General features: G+C 70.0%; 16 protein-coding genes and 5 tRNA genes. 4 read left to right on the forward strand and 17 right to left on the reverse strand.

The features are described from left to right. Positions 1 to 11: 11 nt before the first annotated feature. Complete coding sequence (locus ACIGXO_RS08650) at positions 12 to 980, reverse strand: thiamine-phosphate kinase (RefSeq protein ID WP_030267042.1); 969 nt, start codon at positions 978 to 980, stop codon at positions 12 to 14. Between the two features lie 224 nt (positions 981 to 1204). Here ACIGXO_RS08650 and ACIGXO_RS08655 point away from each other — a divergent pair, with 224 nt between their 5' ends. After that, on the forward strand, positions 1205 to 1438 hold the full coding sequence (locus tag ACIGXO_RS08655) for an Lrp/AsnC family transcriptional regulator (protein WP_030267036.1): 234 nt from the start codon (positions 1205 to 1207) through the stop codon (positions 1436 to 1438). Positions 1439 to 1446: 8 nt separating this feature from the next. Continuing rightward, positions 1447 to 1950 carry a DUF3515 domain-containing protein gene (locus tag ACIGXO_RS08660; protein WP_399782329.1) on the forward strand — a complete coding sequence of 168 codons (504 nt, stop codon included), beginning with the start codon at positions 1447 to 1449 and terminating at the stop codon, positions 1948 to 1950. Between the two features lie 52 nt (positions 1951 to 2002). Here the strand turns inward: ACIGXO_RS08660 and ACIGXO_RS08665 are convergent, their stop codons facing one another. The 3 genes from ACIGXO_RS08665 to ACIGXO_RS08675 all read right to left on the reverse strand — a co-directional run bounded on the left by ACIGXO_RS08665 (position 2003) and on the right by ACIGXO_RS08675 (position 5172). Next, positions 2003 to 3139, reverse strand: coding sequence for a D-alanine--D-alanine ligase family protein (locus ACIGXO_RS08665; RefSeq protein ID WP_399782332.1), 1137 nt, complete (start codon positions 3137 to 3139; stop codon positions 2003 to 2005). Between the two features lie 243 nt (positions 3140 to 3382). Next, a complete protein-coding gene (locus ACIGXO_RS08670; protein ID WP_399782335.1) occupies positions 3383 to 4384 on the reverse strand; it encodes an NAD(P)H-dependent glycerol-3-phosphate dehydrogenase in 1002 nt (333 codons plus the stop codon). After that, positions 4381 to 5172, reverse strand: a complete 792-nt coding sequence (locus ACIGXO_RS08675) for a lysophospholipid acyltransferase family protein (protein WP_399782338.1) — start codon at positions 5170 to 5172, stop codon at positions 4381 to 4383. The genes ACIGXO_RS08670 and ACIGXO_RS08675 overlap by 4 nt, the downstream gene beginning before the upstream one ends. A gap of 131 nt (positions 5173 to 5303) precedes the next feature. Here ACIGXO_RS08675 and cofC point away from each other — a divergent pair, with 131 nt between their 5' ends. Continuing rightward, positions 5304 to 5993, forward strand: coding sequence for a 2-phospho-L-lactate guanylyltransferase (gene cofC / locus ACIGXO_RS08680; RefSeq protein WP_399782341.1), 690 nt, complete (start codon positions 5304 to 5306; stop codon positions 5991 to 5993). Positions 5994 to 6099: 106 nt separating this feature from the next. On the opposite strand, the gene ACIGXO_RS08685 is transcribed toward cofC, so the two are convergent. The 5 genes from ACIGXO_RS08685 to leuC all read right to left on the reverse strand — a co-directional run bounded on the left by ACIGXO_RS08685 (position 6100) and on the right by leuC (position 9614). Then, complete coding sequence (locus ACIGXO_RS08685) at positions 6100 to 6303, reverse strand: hypothetical protein (protein ID WP_399782343.1); 204 nt, start codon at positions 6301 to 6303, stop codon at positions 6100 to 6102. Positions 6304 to 6396: 93 nt separating this feature from the next. Next, positions 6397 to 7077, reverse strand: a complete 681-nt coding sequence (locus ACIGXO_RS08690) for an HU family DNA-binding protein (RefSeq protein ID WP_031065373.1) — start codon at positions 7075 to 7077, stop codon at positions 6397 to 6399. A 125-nt stretch (positions 7078 to 7202) separates the two neighbouring features. Beyond that, positions 7203 to 7448 (reverse strand): hypothetical protein, encoded by a 246-nt coding sequence (locus tag ACIGXO_RS08695; protein WP_030267010.1) that lies wholly within the window; start codon positions 7446 to 7448, stop codon positions 7203 to 7205. A gap of 136 nt (positions 7449 to 7584) precedes the next feature. Then, on the reverse strand, positions 7585 to 8178 hold the full coding sequence (gene leuD / locus ACIGXO_RS08700) for a 3-isopropylmalate dehydratase small subunit (RefSeq protein ID WP_399782347.1): 594 nt from the start codon (positions 8176 to 8178) through the stop codon (positions 7585 to 7587). A 5-nt stretch (positions 8179 to 8183) separates the two neighbouring features. Further along, positions 8184 to 9614 (reverse strand): 3-isopropylmalate dehydratase large subunit, encoded by a 1431-nt coding sequence (leuC, locus tag ACIGXO_RS08705; RefSeq protein WP_399782349.1) that lies wholly within the window; start codon positions 9612 to 9614, stop codon positions 8184 to 8186. A 173-nt stretch (positions 9615 to 9787) separates the two neighbouring features. Here leuC and ndgR point away from each other — a divergent pair, with 173 nt between their 5' ends. After that, complete coding sequence (ndgR, locus tag ACIGXO_RS08710; RefSeq protein ID WP_030257960.1) at positions 9788 to 10504, forward strand: IclR family transcriptional regulator NdgR; 717 nt, start codon at positions 9788 to 9790, stop codon at positions 10502 to 10504. 214 nt (positions 10505 to 10718) lie between these two features. Here the strand turns inward: ndgR and ACIGXO_RS08715 are convergent. The 8 genes from ACIGXO_RS08715 to ACIGXO_RS08750 all read right to left on the reverse strand — a co-directional run bounded on the left by ACIGXO_RS08715 (position 10719) and on the right by ACIGXO_RS08750 (position 14561). Then, a tRNA-Glu gene (locus ACIGXO_RS08715) sits at positions 10719 to 10791 on the reverse strand. Positions 10792 to 10839: 48 nt separating this feature from the next. After that, positions 10840 to 10911: transfer RNA gene (locus ACIGXO_RS08720), tRNA-Gln, on the reverse strand. Positions 10912 to 10945: 34 nt separating this feature from the next. After that, positions 10946 to 11018 (reverse strand) — tRNA-Glu (locus ACIGXO_RS08725). Between the two features lie 64 nt (positions 11019 to 11082). Further along, a tRNA-Glu gene (locus tag ACIGXO_RS08730) sits at positions 11083 to 11155 on the reverse strand. 62 nt (positions 11156 to 11217) lie between these two features. Beyond that, positions 11218 to 11289 (reverse strand) — tRNA-Gln (locus ACIGXO_RS08735). An 85-nt stretch (positions 11290 to 11374) separates the two neighbouring features. After that, on the reverse strand, positions 11375 to 12097 hold the full coding sequence (locus ACIGXO_RS08740) for an HAD family hydrolase (RefSeq protein ID WP_399782353.1): 723 nt from the start codon (positions 12095 to 12097) through the stop codon (positions 11375 to 11377). A 228-nt stretch (positions 12098 to 12325) separates the two neighbouring features. After that, positions 12326 to 13807 carry a glutamate--tRNA ligase gene (gene gltX, locus ACIGXO_RS08745; protein ID WP_399782356.1) on the reverse strand — a complete coding sequence of 494 codons (1482 nt, stop codon included), beginning with the start codon at positions 13805 to 13807 and terminating at the stop codon, positions 12326 to 12328. Next, on the reverse strand, positions 13800 to 14561 hold the full coding sequence (locus tag ACIGXO_RS08750; protein WP_399782359.1) for a fumarylacetoacetate hydrolase family protein: 762 nt from the start codon (positions 14559 to 14561) through the stop codon (positions 13800 to 13802). Before ACIGXO_RS08750 ends, gltX begins: the two co-directional genes overlap by 8 nt. Between the last annotated feature and the right edge of the window lie 24 nt (positions 14562 to 14585).

Consider the following 14585-nt stretch of genomic DNA (forward strand, 5'->3'; position numbering starts at 1 on the left):
CCGCCCCAGGGCTAGCCGACCACGTCGTCGTCGCCGAAGTGGTCCCAGCCGCCCTTGGTCCAGGGCGCGCCGTCCACCGTCACCTGGGGCAGCGCGGAGGGGTTCAGGACCTCGCCGATGACTTTCCAGCGGGCCGGGAGCTTCACGTCCGGCGGGAAGGTCGCCACGATCGCGTGGTCCTCGCCGCCGGAGAGCACCCACTGCAGGGGGTCCACGCCGCACGCCGTACCGATGTCGGCCATCTGCGAGGGCACGTCGATCTTCTGGGACTGCAGGTCGATACGGACCTTGCTGGCCTCGGCGATGTGCCCGAGGTCGGCGACCAGGCCGTCGCTGACGTCCGTCATGGCGGTGGCGCCGAGCCCGGCGGCCGCGGGGCCCGCGTGGTACGGCGGCTCCGGCCTGCGGTGCGCCTCCACGAAGGCGCGCGGGGAGCGGAAGCCGCGGGTGAGGACCGCGTGGCCCGCCGCCGACCAGCCGAGCCAGCCGGTGACCGCGACGACGTCGCCGGGCTGGGCGCCGCCCCGGGTGACCGGCTCGGCGTTGCGCAGGTCGCCGAGGGCGGTGATGGCGACGGTGATGATCTCGCCGCGCACGACGTCGCCGCCGACCACGGCGGCGCCCGCCACCTGGCACTCGTCCCGCAGCCCGTCCATCAGCTCCGTCGCCCACGTGGCGGGGAGTTCGGCGGGGACCACGAGGCCGAGCAGGATGGCAGTGGGGACCGCGCCCATGGCGGCGATGTCGGCGAGGTTCTGGGCGGCGGCCTTGCGGCCGACGTCGTAGGCGGTGGACCAATCGCGGCGGAAGTGCCGCCCTTCGAGGAGTACGTCCGTACTGGCCACGACCCTGCGGTCCGGCGCGGTGACCACGGCGGCGTCGTCGCCCGGTCCGATGCGTACGGCCGGGGTGGAGGTGAGCCGCGAGGTCAGCTCTCTGATGAGGCCGAACTCCCCCAACTCGCCGACGGTGCCCTTCATGCTGTTGCCCTTCCCATGCGTACGGACCTTCCGTACTCCACTGACGCGTCGCGCACGGCCTGCGCCGCCTTCCCGGACGGCCGCGCTCCGGGTGACGCGTTCCGCGCCGGCGGCCGCGAACTGTTCGCCGCGTCCGCCGCGCGGGTCTCCCCGCTCCGCTCGGCGACGCGGTACCGTGGCGTCCCTTCTTCCCACATGATCCTCGAAGCCGCCCTGGAGGTCCCGTGGTACAGGCGTACATCCTGATCCAGACCGAGGTCGGCAAGGCGTCCGCGGTCGCCGAAGTGATCGCCAAACTGCCCGGCGTGATCCAGGCCGAGGACGTGACCGGTCCCTACGACGTGATCGTGCGTGCCCAGGCTGACACGGTCGATGATCTGGGCCGCATGGTGGTCGCCAAAGTCCAGCAAGTGGACGGCATCACGCGCACGCTGACCTGCCCGGTGGTTCATATCTAGTCCCCCGTATGCTCGGCCGGGTGAAATCCTCGCCAGGCCGGTCGCTCGCTCCGCCGCTGCTCGCCGTGCTGATCGCAGTAGCGGGCTGTGCCCCGTCCGACGATTCGGCGAGCGTGGCGGTTCCCGCCCCCGAGGGGGAGCAGGCCCGGCTCTGCCGGGCGCTGCACGGGAAGCTGCCCGACGCCGTGGACGGCCTGAAGCGGCGGACCGCCGATCCCGTCTCCGACTTCACCGCCGTGTGGGGCGAGCCCGCCGTACAGCTGCGCTGCGGCGTGCCGAAGCCCGACGTGCTCAAGCCTGGTAATGAACATTACAACCCGCTGCAGGACGCCGCGGAAATCAACGGCGTCGAGTGGCTCTTCGAGAAACAGGACGACGGCTACCGCTTCACGACCGTGCTGCGCCGCGCGAACGTCGAGGTGACGGTGCCGGGCAAGTACGCGCCCGAGGTCGATGTGCTCACCGACCTGGCGTCGGCCGTGAAGAAGAGCGTGCCCGTCGGCGTCGTGTAGGGCCCGGCCGGGGTCGTGCGGTCCACGCCCCCGGCCGGTCCGCCACGGAAGCTCAGCGCAGGCCCGTGGAGCGCCGCAGCGCCGCCTGGATGAGCCGGTCCACCAGCTCGGCGTAGCTCACCCCGGACTCCTGCCACATCCGCGGGTACATCGAAATGGGCGTGAAGCCCGGCAGGGTGTTGATCTCGTTGATGACGAACTCGCCGTTGTCCTGCAGGAAGAAGTCGGCGCGCACCAGGCCCTCGCAGGACGCCGCCTCGAACGCCTCGACGGCCAGCTCCTGGACGCGCGCGGTCTGCTCCTCGGTGAGCGGCGCGGGCACCAGTCCGGTGGCGGAGTCGATGTACTTGGCCTCGAAGTCGTAGAAGTCGTGCGCGGTGACCGGCGGGATCTCGGCCGGGACGCTGGCCCGCGGGCCGTCCTCGAACTCCAGCACGCCGCACTCGATCTCCCGGCCGCTCAGCAGCGACTCGACCAGGATCTTCGGGTCGTGACGGCGGGCCTCCTCGACGGCCTCGTCCAGCCCGGCGAGGTCGTCCACCTTGGAGATGCCCATGGAGGAGCCGGCCCGGGCGGGCTTCACGAACAGCGGCCAGCCGTGCTCGGCGGCGAAGTCCACGATCTTCTTGCGCGCCGCCGCGGGGTCCTGCTCCCACTCGCGCGGGCGGATGACCTCGTACGGGCCGACCGGCAGCCCGAAGGAGGCGAACACCCGCTTCATGTAGTCCTTGTCCTGGCCGACGGCCGAGGAGAGCACGCCGGAGCCCACGTAGGGCACGCCGGACAGCTCCAGGAGGCCCTGGAGGGTGCCGTCCTCGCCGTACGGGCCGTGCAGGACGGGGAAGACCACGTCGACGTCGCCGAGCACCTTCGGTACCTGGCCGGGCTCGCTGTAGACGACCTCGCGGCTGGTGGGGTCGACGGGCAGGACCACGGCGCCGTCGGCGGACTCGGCCAGCTCCGCCACGCTCGGCAGCTTCCGGTCCGTGATGGCCATCCGCTCCGGCTCGTCGGCGGTCAGCGCCCAGCGGCCGTCCGTCGTGATGCCGATCGGCAGCACGTCGTACTTCTCGCGGTCGATCGCGCTCAGGACGGCGCCCGCGGTGACCACGGAAATGGCGTGCTCGGAGCTGCGCCCGCCGAACACGACGGCGACGCGGGGCTTCTGGGAGGAGGTCTCGCTGCTCATATCAGAGCGAGACTACCTGTTGGTACGGCGGATGCGAATGTCTTGGGGGGCGTGGGGCGCTTCTATGGGCCAAGCCCCCGCGTTCCTGGGCAGGGCCCCTCCCTCTCCCCAGACCGGCGGGGGAACTTCCGTACCGTGGCCAAGGCCCCTCCCCCACCTCCACCACACAAGCCGCACACAAGCGGCCTGCCGCGAAGGTAGCCCTCACGGCCTGCGGCCGTGAGGGCCTGTGGATAACCCGGTTCAGTGCCGCTCCGGCTTCGCCGACCGCGACATCAGTTCCTTCAGGGCCACCAGCGGCGGCTTGGCGTCGTGGACGATGCTCACGACCGTCTCGGTGATGGGCATCTCGACACCGTGCCGGCGCGCCAGGTCCAGCACCGATTCGCAGGACTTCACGCCCTCGGCGGTCTGCTTGGTGACGGCGATGGTCTCCTCGAGGCTCATGCCGCGGCCGAGGTTCTGGCCGAAGGTGTTGTTGCGGGAGAGCGGCGAGGAGCAGGTGGCGACCAGGTCCCCCATGCCCGCCAGCCCCGCGAACGTGGCCGGGTCAGCACCCAGCGCGAGCCCCAGCCGCATGGTCTCGGCGAGGCCGCGGGTGATGAGCGACGCCTTGGCGTTGTCGCCCAGGCCCATGCCGCCCGCGATACCCACCGCGAGGCCGATGACGTTCTTCACCGCGCCGCCCAGCTCCGCGCCCACCACGTCGGTGGTGGTGTACGGGCGGAAGTACGGGGTGTGGCAGGCGGCCTGCAGGCGCGTGGCGACGGCCTCGTCGGTGCAGGCGACGACGGCGGCCGCGGGCTGCCGGGCCGCGATCTCCTTGGCGAGGTTCGGGCCGGTCAGTACGGCCACCCGCTCGGCGGGCACCTTCGCGACCTCTTCGATGACCTCGCTCATCCGCTTGGCCGTACCGAGCTCGATGCCCTTCATCAGGGACACCAGGACGGTGTCGGAGGGCAGCAGCGGCGCCCAGTCGGCGAGGTTGGCACGCAGCGTCTGGGACGGCACGGCGAGGATCGTGAACTCCGCGCCGGCGGCGGCCTCGGCGGGGTCGGTGGTGGCCCGTACGGTCTGCGGCAGCTCCACGCCCGGGAGGTAGTCGGGGTTGGTGCGGCCGGTGTTGATGGCCTCGACGAGCTCGGCGCGGCGGCCCCACAGGGTCACCTCGCAGCCCGCGTCGGCCAGCACCATCGCGAATGCGGTGCCCCACGACCCCGTGCCGTAGACGGCGCAGCGCGTCACTTGCCTTCATCCTCCTGAGTGGCGCGGGGCTTCTCGTCCCGCCGCCGCATCTGCTGGTTCTTCCGGCGCTGTTCGGCGCGGGCCTTGCGGTGGTCGTACGGCTCGGCCGGCGCGGGCTCCTGGCGGACCTCGGCCAGGATGCCGGTCACCGAGGCCATGATGCGGTCGGTGACGGCGCGCAGCACCTCGGCGGTGGGCTCCTGGCCGTAGAACTCGGCCAGGTCGACCGGCGGGCCCGCCTTCACGCGCAGTGTCTTGCGCGGGAAGAGCCGGAGCTTCTTCTCCTTGGCGTACGGCGGCATCGCCTCGTTGGCGCCCCACTGGGCGACCGGGATGACGGGCGCCTTGGTGAGCAGTGCGACGCGGGCTGCGCCGGTCTTGCCCTGCATGGGCCACATGTCGGGGTCCCGGGTGAGGGTGCCCTCGGGGTAGAAGGCGACGCACTCGCCCCTGTTGATGGCGTCCACGGCGGCCCGGAACGCGGTGGCCGCGTCGGTGGATTCGCGGTAGACCGGGATCTGTCCCGTGCCGCGCATGATGGCGCCGACGAAGCCGCCCTTGAAGAGGCCGCTCTTGGCGAGGAATCGCGGGACCCGTCCGGTGTTGTACTGATAGTGCGCGTAGGAGAGCGGGTCGAGATACGAGTTGTGGTTGACCGCGGTGATGAATCCGCCCTCGGCGGGAATGTGCTCCATTCCCTGCCAGTCCCGCTTGAACAGCACCACGAGCGGCGGTTTTGCGATGACCGCTGCGAGGCGGTACCAGAAGCCGATTCTGTGGCGGGACACTCGGACACCCTCCTAATGGGACCTGCTGAGCTGCGGCGACCCGGCAGCCGCACAAGTGTCGCCCCAGGTACCCGGTCTGTCGAGGACACCGTATCTCCGCGCCCTGCTGCGGGCGGCGCCAGCGGGTGACAATGCTGCCGATGCGAGAAGAAGGAGCGGATGCGGTGTGGAGCCTGGTGGTGCCCCTGAAACCGCTGGTGCGGGCCAAGAGCAGGCTGTCCGCCGCGGCGGACGCGCGCTTCCGGCCCCGGCTGGCGCTGGCGTTCGCCCTGGACACGGTGGCCGCGGCGCTGGAATGCCCGGTAGTGCGCGATGTGGCGGTTGTCACGGACGATCACCGGGCCGGTGAGGCGCTCGCGGCGCTCGGGGCACGCATCGTGGCCGACGTGCCGGCAGCGGGGCTGAATCCCGCGCTCGCGTACGGCGCGCACACCGTACGGGCGTACCGCCCCGGTGCCCCGGTGGCGGCGCTCAATGCGGATCTCCCGGCGCTGCGTCCGGCGGAACTGGAACGGGTGCTCGCCGCGGCCACGCAATTTCCGCGCGCATTTCTCGCGGATGCGGCGGAAATAGGGACGACGCTGCTGACCGCGGCGCCGGGGGCGGAATTGGCTCCGGCTTTCGGCGGGGCCTCGCGGGCCCGGCACGCGGCCTCCGGCGCGCAGGAGCTCGAGCTGTCCGACGTGCGGTCCGTGCGGCAGGACGTGGACACTCCGGAGGATCTCCGGGCGGCGCTGGAATTGGGCGTGGGGGCGCGGACGGCGCGCCATACGGCGGCCATCTCGGCGGGAATCGCGGCGCTGGGCGCTCAGGGGGCCTGAGGGGGCCTGAGGGGGCCCGAGCGGGGCCGGGCGCTCTGTTGAAGCCTGAGCAGGGGCCGTGGCGCTCCGGCGGCCTGAGCGGGCGTCGGGGCCTAGGGCCCGGCCGTCAGAACGTCTGGAGCGTGATGAGGGTGATCCGGCGCTCCTCGCCCTCGCCCGTCACGTCGATGCGGACGCGCTGGCCGGGGCGGAGCAGCCGCAGGCCGCCCGCGTCGAAGGCGGCGGTGTCGAAGGGCAGCGGGGTGCCGTCGTCGAGCAGCACGCTGCCCGTGCGGCTGTCGGCGTCGTAGGTGTATGCGGTGGCCTGCATGGTCAGAGCCTAATCGGGAGGGGCCGGGGCAACGCACCGCGGGCCGGGCTCCCGTGGGGAGCCCGGCCCGTCGCGAGGGTCGCCGCCGGAGCGTCAGCGCTTGCGGGCGGTGGTCTTCTTGGCGGTGGTCTTGCGGGCGGTGGCCTTCTTGGCCGGGGCCTTCTTCGCCGTGGTCTTCTTGGCCGGGGCGGTCTTCTTGGCCGTGGCCTTCTTGGCCGTGGTGGCCTTCTTGGCCGGCGTGGCCTTCTTGGCGGTGGCGGTCTTCTTCGCCGGGGTGGCCTTCTTGGCGGTGGTGGCCTTCTTGGCGGCGGTCGTCTTCTTCGCCGGCGTCGCCTTCTTGGCCGTGGTGGTCTTCTTCGCCGCCGTGGTCTTCTTCGCCGCCGACTTCTTGGCGGTGGCCTTCTTGGCCGCGGCCTTGGCCGTCGTACGGGTGGAAGCGCCGCCCGAAAGGCTGCCCTTCGGGGCCTTCTTGACGGCCACGTCGTTCTTCGGGAGCTTCTTCGAGCCGCTGACCAGGTCCTTGAAGCCCTGTCCGGCGCGGAAACGCGGCACGGAGGTCTTCTTCACCCGCACCCGCTCACCCGTCTGCGGGTTACGGGCGTAACGGGCCGGGCGGTCGACCTTCTCGAACGAACCGAATCCGGTGACCGAAACGCGGTCGCCGCCGACCACGGCACGGACGATGGCGTCCAGGACCGCGTCGACCGCGTCCGCGGCGTTCTGACGTCCGCCGAGCTTGTCGGCAATGGCTTCTACGAGCTGCGCCTTGTTCACGTCTTCCCCTTCGGAGACATTGCTGGAACGAATGTGTTCAAGCTTTTTCGCACGTTAGGCAGATATATACCGCAAATCAAACACGAAACGGGCTAATCACCCTTGTGCCGCAACGAACTCGACCGTCACGGAGTTCCGTCGGCATCCACGTCTTCGGGATAACGCCCTTCGTCGAGGTCGTTCATGAAGCGCTCCAGACGCCGTGCCGCGCCGGCCAGATCGTGTTTCGCCGCAGCCGTGATGACAAGCAGCTTCCGGGTCAGCGCCATCCGTACGCCCTCCGGGACTTGCAGTGTCCGCACGCGTGTGTGTGCGGCCTTGAGGCGGTCGGCGACGAGACCGTAGAGCTCCAGTTGGCCGTCGCGTTCCATGCGCTAATTGTGCCATCTGCGGTGAGTTGTCGCTTCACGGGGCCTCAACACGCCACTCAACAAGACGATGCGCCCCTTGCCAAGTGGCAAGGAGCGCATCGTATGCAAGATGTCTTTCAGCCAGAAAACCCCGAGGTCAGGCCACTACTGTACGCGGCTTGAAGGACGGCCTGTTCGCTTCGTAGGCGGCGATGGAGTCTTCCTCCCGGAGGGTGAGGCTGATGTCGTCCAGCCCCTCCAGCAGCCGCCAACGGGCGTTCTCGTCCAGCTCGAATGCGGCCTTGATGCCCTCGGCACGCACCTCGCGGCCCACCAGGTCGACGGTCACCTCGGCGGTGGGGTCGGCCTCGGCCAGCTGCTGCAGCGCCTCCACGGTCTCCTGCGGCAGCACCACCGTCAGCAGGCCGTTCTTGAGGGAGTTACCGCGGAAGATGTCGGCGAAACGCGAGGAGATGACGGCCTTGAAGCCGTAGTTCTGCAGCGCCCAGACGGCGTGCTCACGGGAGGAGCCGGTGCCGAAGTCCGGGCCGGCCACCAGCACGGTGGCGCCCCGGTACGCCTCCTGGTTCAGCACGAAGTCGCTCTGCTTGCGCCACGCCTCGAAGAGGCCGTCCTCGAAGCCGTCCCGGGTGACCTTCTTCAGCCAGTGGGCGGGGATGATCTGGTCGGTGTCGACGTTGCTGCGGCGCAGCGGGACGGCCCGGCCGGTGTGGGTGGTGAAAGCTTCCATCGTTCTCAGACTCCAGCGGGCTGCGGGGCGGCGGCGTCGGACAGGTCGGCGGGCGAGGCCAGGTGGCCGAGAACCGCCGTTGCGGCGGCGACCTGCGGGGAGACCAGGTGGGTGCGGCCGCCCTTGCCCTGCCGGCCCTCGAAGTTGCGGTTGGAGGTGGAGGCGGAGCGCTCGCCGGGGGCCAGCTGGTCGGGGTTCATGCCCAGGCACATCGAGCAGCCCGCGTGCCGCCATTCGGCGCCCGCCGCGGTGAAGACCTTGTCCAGGCCCTCCTCGACCGCCTGCAGGGCGACCCGTACGGAGCCGGGGACGATGAGCATCCGTACGCCGTCGGCGACCTTGCGGCCGTCCAGGAGCGCGGCGGCGGCGCGCAGGTCCTCGATGCGTCCGTTGGTGCACGAACCTACGAAGACGGTGTCCACCTTGATGTCGCGCAGCGGCTGACCGGCCGTCAACCCCATGTATTCCAGGGCCTTTTCGGCGGCGTACCGCTCCGAAGCGTCCTCGTAGGAGGACGGGTCGGGGACATTCTCGGACAGCGGCGCGCCCTGGCCGGGGTTGGTGCCCCAGGTGACGAACGGCGCCAGCTCGGAGGCGTTGATGACCACCTCGTGGTCGAAGACCGCGTCCTCGTCCGTGCGCAGCGTCTTCCAGTACTCCACCGCCGCGTCCCAGTCGGCGCCCTTGGGGGCGTGGTCGCGGCCCTTGAGGTAGTCGAAGGTGGTCTGGTCGGGGGCGATCATGCCCGCGCGGGCGCCGGCCTCGATGGACATGTTGCAGATGGTCATCCGGGCCTCCATCGAGAGCTTCTCGATCGCCGAGCCGCGGTACTCGATGACGTAGCCCTGGCCGCCGCCGGTGCCGATCTTCGCGATGATGGCGAGGATCAGGTCCTTGGCGGTGACCCCCTCGGGCAGCTCGCCCTCGACCGTGATGGCCATGGTCTTGAACGGCGACAGGGGCAGCGTCTGGGTGGCCAGCACGTGCTCGACCTGGCTGGTGCCGATGCCGAAGGCCAGCGCGCCGAACGCGCCGTGGGTGGAGGTGTGGGAGTCACCGCAGACCACGGTGGTGCCCGGCTGGGTCAGCCCCAACTGCGGGCCCACCACGTGCACGACACCCTGCTCGACATCGCCCAGCGGGTGCAGCCGCACCCCGAACTCCGCGGCGTTCTTGCGCAGCGTCTCCAGCTGCGTGCGCGAGACCGGATCGGCGATCGGCTTGTCGATGTCCAGGGTGGGGGTGTTGTGGTCCTCGGTGGCGATGGTCAGATCCGTCCGCCGCACCCGGCGGCCCGCCTTGCGCAGACCGTCGAACGCCTGCGGGCTGGTCACCTCGTGCAGCAGATGCAGATCGATGAAAAGGAGGTCGGGCTCGCCTTCCGCGCGCCGGACGACGTGGTCGTCCCAGACCTTCTCCGCGAGTGTCCGTCCCATCGCTGTCCCTCCGGCCGGCCGACTTCGCCGGCCCAACTCGTCTGATTGCCCGCCGCTCGTACCCCTCGTACCGGGCGGTACACGGGCCCTGGTCGAGGGCCTCGGTTCAAGAGTGGCGACTTCCGCAGAAAATTGAACTTGCGTTTCACAGTGTGAGACGCGAGTATCGTTGCATGGACAACTCTAGCGGCGTCGGCGTTCTCGACAAGGCGGCTCTGGTATTGAGCGCTCTGGAGTCCGGTCCGGCCACCCTCGCCGGGCTGGTCGGAGCGACCGGGCTCGCGCGCCCCACGGCGCACCGGCTTGCGGTAGCACTGGAACACCACCGGATGGTGGCGAGGGACATGCAGGGACGGTTCATCCTCGGACCGCGGCTGGCGGAGCTCGCCGCCGCGGCCGGTGAGGACCGTCTGCTGGCCACGGCCGGACCGGTTCTCACGCACCTGCGCGATGTGACGGGCGAGAGCGCCCAGCTCTATCGCCGGCAGGGCGACATGCGGATCTGCGTGGCGGCCGCCGAGCGGCTCTCGGGCCTGCGGGACACCGTCCCGGTGGGCTCCACGCTCCCGATGAAGGCGGGGTCGGCCGCGCAGATCCTGATGGCCTGGGAGGAGCCCGAGCGGCTGCACAGGGGCCTTCAGGGCGCCCGTTTCACCGCGACCGCCCTCTCGGGCGTGCGGCGCCGCGGCTGGGCCCAGTCGATCGGCGAGCGGGAGCCGGGCGTGGCCTCGGTCTCCGCGCCCGTACGGGGCCCGTCGAACCGCGTGGTGGCCTCCGTGTCGGTCTCCGGGCCGATCGAGCGGCTGACCCGGCACCCCGGCCGGATGCACGCCCAGGCCGTCATCGACGCGGCGGCCCGCCTCAGCGAGGCCCTGCGCCGTACGAGCTGACGCGTACGGGCCGATGAATCGCCCCGCGCCTGCCGTCGCCAACGCCGCCGGCGGTGGGCAGGGGGCCTTTCCGCTCTTCCTGTCTTCGCTCTCTTCTTTTCTGCGCGCGCCTCTTTTCACGATGCCGCGTCTTTTCATGATGACCGATATCAGTCATGACGAAAGCGGGCGCACGAAAAAGGCCCTCCACCTGAGTGGAGGGCCTTTCTCTCTGTACCCCCGACCGGATTCGAACCGGCGCTACCGCCTTGAGAGGGCGGCGTGCTAGGCCGCTACACAACGGGGGCTCACCTGCGGCTTGAGCAGGAAGTCTGCAGTCCACCTGCTCAACTGCGCTGGGCTACCAGGACTCGAACCTAGACTAAATGAACCAGAATCACTCGTGCTGCCAATTACACCATAGCCCATGGTGGTTGAGACCGGTCCAGGACCGGTCACCAGTACCCCCGACCGGATTCGAACCGGCGCTACCGCCTTGAGAGGGCGGCGTGCTAGGCCGCTACACAACGGGGGCCCTAGCGATCCTCATCATCACCGCATCCGGGAGCGACCCGAAGGAGGTGGAGTGCAAGGATCTGTACCCCCGACCGGATTCGAACCGGCGCTACCGCCTTGAGAGGGCGGCGTGCTAGGCCGCTACACAACGGGGGCTGGCACTGCGATCAAGAGACTGTACTTCGAGAAGGCGCTGCTTCCAAAAAAACGATCTCTTGCTGGGCTACCAGGACTCGAACCTAGACTAACTGAACCAGAATCAGTCGTGCTGCCAATTACACCATAGCCCACCAAAACGCAACCCCTTGCGGGATTTTGTTTGGCTTGCGCTTCCCGCCGGGCCTGTCGGCCCTCTCGGGCGGCGCAGAAAGAACATTACCCGAAGGTGTCCGGCGCTCCAAAACGGGTATCGCCGCGCAGCAGGCCGGGCAGCTGGTTCAGGCCGGTGATCCGGATCAGCTCGGGCCGGCCGCCCAGTCCCCGGCGGTCCAGCCAGATGCCCGTGAGGCCCGCGGCGACGGCGCCACCGGCGTCGATGTCGGGCTGGTCCCCCACGTACGCCACCTCCGCGGGCGGCAGCCCCAGGGCCTCACAGGCGGCGTGGAAGGCCCCTGGAGCGGGCTTGGCGATCCCCAGGTCCGCCGCGCACACCAGCGCCTCGAAACGATCCCGTACACCGAGAACCCGCAGCTTGCGGTCCTGATTGCGTACGGAGGAGTTCGAGAGCACCGCGTGCCGGTACTCCGCCGCGAGCAGCTCCAGCACCGGCAAGGTGTCCGGGAAGAGCGCCCAGGCGGCCTCGTAGTGCGCGAGGTACCGCCCGAACCACGCGTCGGCGTCCCCGTCGCTCAGCGAGGCCGTACCGAGGAAGTCCCGCACCCGGTCCCGCCGCTGCGCCTCGAAGCTGACCCCGCCGGCCTCGAACCGCCGCCAGTGGAGCTCGGTGAGCTCCTTCCAGCGGGTAAGCGCCCGGTCGACGGAGGGGTACCCGTCGGTCAGGCCCTCGGCGAGGAGGTGCGCCTGCATCCCCACCCGGTCCGCGTTCGCGTAATCGAAGAGCGTGTCGTCGACGTCCCAGAGGACCGCGCGTATCGGCATGATCCCGACGGTAGCCGAGGCGCATCCGAACGGCTGGGGGTTCGGGGGTCATCCCCCGAAGAATGCAGTGTCGACGTCCCAGAGGACCGCGCGTATCGGCATGATCCTCACGGTACTGGCGCGGCCGCTGCCGGGAGACCCGGTTTTCCAGCTCCGAGGGGTACGAAAAGGGGGGCGCCGACCAGTACGGTCGGCGCCCCCCTCTCAAGGACCTGTAAGGGCCGGGCCTTACGCGGCCAGCTTCTTCAGGGCCGCGTCGATGCGGGCGAGGGTGCGGTCCTTGCCGAGGATCTCCAGGGACTCGAAGAGGGGCAGGCCGACCGTGCGGCCGGTGGTGGCCACGCGGACCGGGGCCTGGGCCTTGCCGAGCTTGAGGCCGTGCTCCTCGCCGGCGGCCAGGACGGCCTCCTTGAGGGACTCCGGGCTCGACCAGTCCGCGGTCTCCAGCTTGGCGCGGGCGGTGGTGAGCAGGGCCACCGGGTCGCCCTTGCCCATCGCCTTGGTCCAGGACGCCTCGTCGAAGACCGGCTCCTTCAGGAAGAGGAAGTCGACGTTGTCGGTGATCTCGGAGAGCACCTTCAGGCGGCTCTGGGCGTGCGGGGCGATCGCGTCGAACACCGACTGGTCGAAGTCCGCCTCGTCCCAGGGGGCGAAGGGGGCGCGCAGCCAGGGGGCGCAGCGCTCGGTGAAGTCCTTCACGTCCAGCTGCCGGATGTGGTCGGCGTTGATCGCCTCGCACTTCTTCAGGTCGAAGCGCGCCGGGTTGGCGTTGACGTCCTCGATCTCGAACTTCGCCACCATCTCCTCGATGGAGAAGATGTCCTGGTCCTCGGAGAAGGACCAGCCGAGGAGGGAGAGGTAGTTGAGGAGGCCCTCGGGGAGGAAGCCGCGCTCGCGGTAGAGGTTCAGCGAGGACTGCGGGTCGCGCTTGGAGAGCTTCTTGTTGCCCTCGCCCATGACGTACGGCAGGTGGCCGAAGGCCGGGATCTGCTTCGCGATGCCCAGCTCGATCAGCGCCTTGTACAGGGCGATCTGGCGCGGGGTGGAGGAGAGCAGGTCCTCGCCGCGGAGGATGTGGGTGATCTCCATGAGCGCGTCGTCGACCGGGTTGACGAGCGTGTACAGCGGCGCGCCGTTGGCGCGGAGGATGCCGTAGTCGGTCACGTTCTCCGGCTGGAAGGTCAGCTCGCCGCGGACCAGGTCGGTGAAGGTGATCGTCTCGTCGGGCATCCGGAAGCGGACGATCGAGGTGCGGCCCTCGGCCTCGTACGCGGCCTTCTGCTCGGGGGTCACCGTGCGGCACTTGCCGTCGTACCCGGAGGGCTTGCCGGCCTTGCGCGCGGCCTCCCGGCGCTCCTCCAGCTCCTCGGCGGTGCAGTAGCAGTGGTAGGCGTAGCCGCCGTCCAGCAGCTTCTGCGCGACGTCCTGGTAGATGTCCATGCGCTGCGACTGGCGGTACGGGGCGTGCGGGCCGCCGACCTCGGGGCCCTCGTCCCAGTCGAAGCCCAGCCAGCGCATGGCGTCCAGGAGCTGCTGGTAGGACTCCTCGGAGTCGCGGGCCGCGTCGGTGTCCTCGATCCGGAAGACCAGGGTGCCTTCGTGGTGCCGCGCGAACGCCCAGTTGAAGAGGGCGGTGCGGACCAGGCCCACGTGGGGGTTGCCGGTCGGCGAGGGACAGAAACGTACGCGGACGGGGGTCGCGTTAGCCACGCTTGATCACCTTGTTGGTGAGAGTGCCGATGCCTTCGATGGTGACGGCGACCTCGTCGCCGACGTTGAGCGGGCCGACCCCGGCGGGGGTGCCCGTGAGGACGACGTCGCCGGGGAGCAGCGTCATCGCCTCCGTGATGTGGACGATCAGGTCCTCGATCGAGCGGACCATCTCGCTCGTGCGGCCCAGCTGGCGCTGTTCGCCGTTGACCGTGCACTGGATGGTCAGATCGCCCGGGTCCAGCTCGGTCTCGACCCAGGGGCCGAGCGGGCAGGCGCTGTCGAAGCCCTTGGCCCGGGCCCACTGCGCCTCGCGCCGCTGGACGTCGCGCGCGGTGATGTCGTTGGCGCAGGTGTAGCCGAGGATGACGTCCTTGACCCGCTCGCGGGGCACCTCGCGGCACATGCGGCCGATGACGACGGCCAGCTCGGCCTCGTGGTGCACCTCCTGCGAGAAGGAGGGGTACACGACGGGGTCGCCGGGGCCGACCACCGAGGTGGAGGGCTTGAAGAAGGCGACCGGCACGTCGTCGACCTCGTTGCCGAGCTCCTTGGCGTGCTCGGCGTAGTTGCGGCCGATGGCCACGACCTTGTTGGGGAGGACGGGCGGCAGCAGCCGCACCTTGTCCAAGGGGACCTTCTGACCCGAGCGCTCGAACTCGGCGAAGGGGTGTCCCTTGATGACGTCGAGGTCGTTGCCCTCGACGACGCCGAAGCCGACGTTGCCGTCGATGGAAAATCTGGCGATGCGCACGGAAGCCGCTGCCCCTCTTGATCT

Origin of the sequence: Streptomyces sp. NPDC053542, from assembly GCF_044544685.1 — a bacterium.
Lineage (GTDB): Bacteria > Actinomycetota > Actinomycetes > Streptomycetales > Streptomycetaceae > Streptomyces.

Coding starts and splice junctions, on each gene's coding strand:
- ACIGXO_RS08740 (WP_399782353.1), bottom strand. CDS start 12,097: ATGCCGATACGCGCGGTCCTCTGGGACGTCGACGACACGCTCTTCGAT.
- ACIGXO_RS08665 (WP_399782332.1), bottom strand. CDS start 3,139: ATGAGCAGCGAGACCTCCTCCCAGAAGCCCCGCGTCGCCGTCGTGTTC.
- ndgR (WP_030257960.1), top strand. CDS start 9,788: ATGGACAACTCTAGCGGCGTCGGCGTTCTCGACAAGGCGGCTCTGGTA.
- leuC (WP_399782349.1), bottom strand. CDS start 9,614: ATGGGACGGACACTCGCGGAGAAGGTCTGGGACGACCACGTCGTCCGG.
- ACIGXO_RS08685 (WP_399782343.1), bottom strand. CDS start 6,303: ATGCAGGCCACCGCATACACCTACGACGCCGACAGCCGCACGGGCAGC.
- leuD (WP_399782347.1), bottom strand. CDS start 8,178: ATGGAAGCTTTCACCACCCACACCGGCCGGGCCGTCCCGCTGCGCCGC.
- ACIGXO_RS08660 (WP_399782329.1), top strand. CDS start 1,447: ATGCTCGGCCGGGTGAAATCCTCGCCAGGCCGGTCGCTCGCTCCGCCG.
- cofC (WP_399782341.1), top strand. CDS start 5,304: ATGCTGCCGATGCGAGAAGAAGGAGCGGATGCGGTGTGGAGCCTGGTG.
- ACIGXO_RS08650 (WP_030267042.1), bottom strand. CDS start 980: ATGAAGGGCACCGTCGGCGAGTTGGGGGAGTTCGGCCTCATCAGAGAG.
- ACIGXO_RS08695 (WP_030267010.1), bottom strand. CDS start 7,448: ATGGAACGCGACGGCCAACTGGAGCTCTACGGTCTCGTCGCCGACCGC.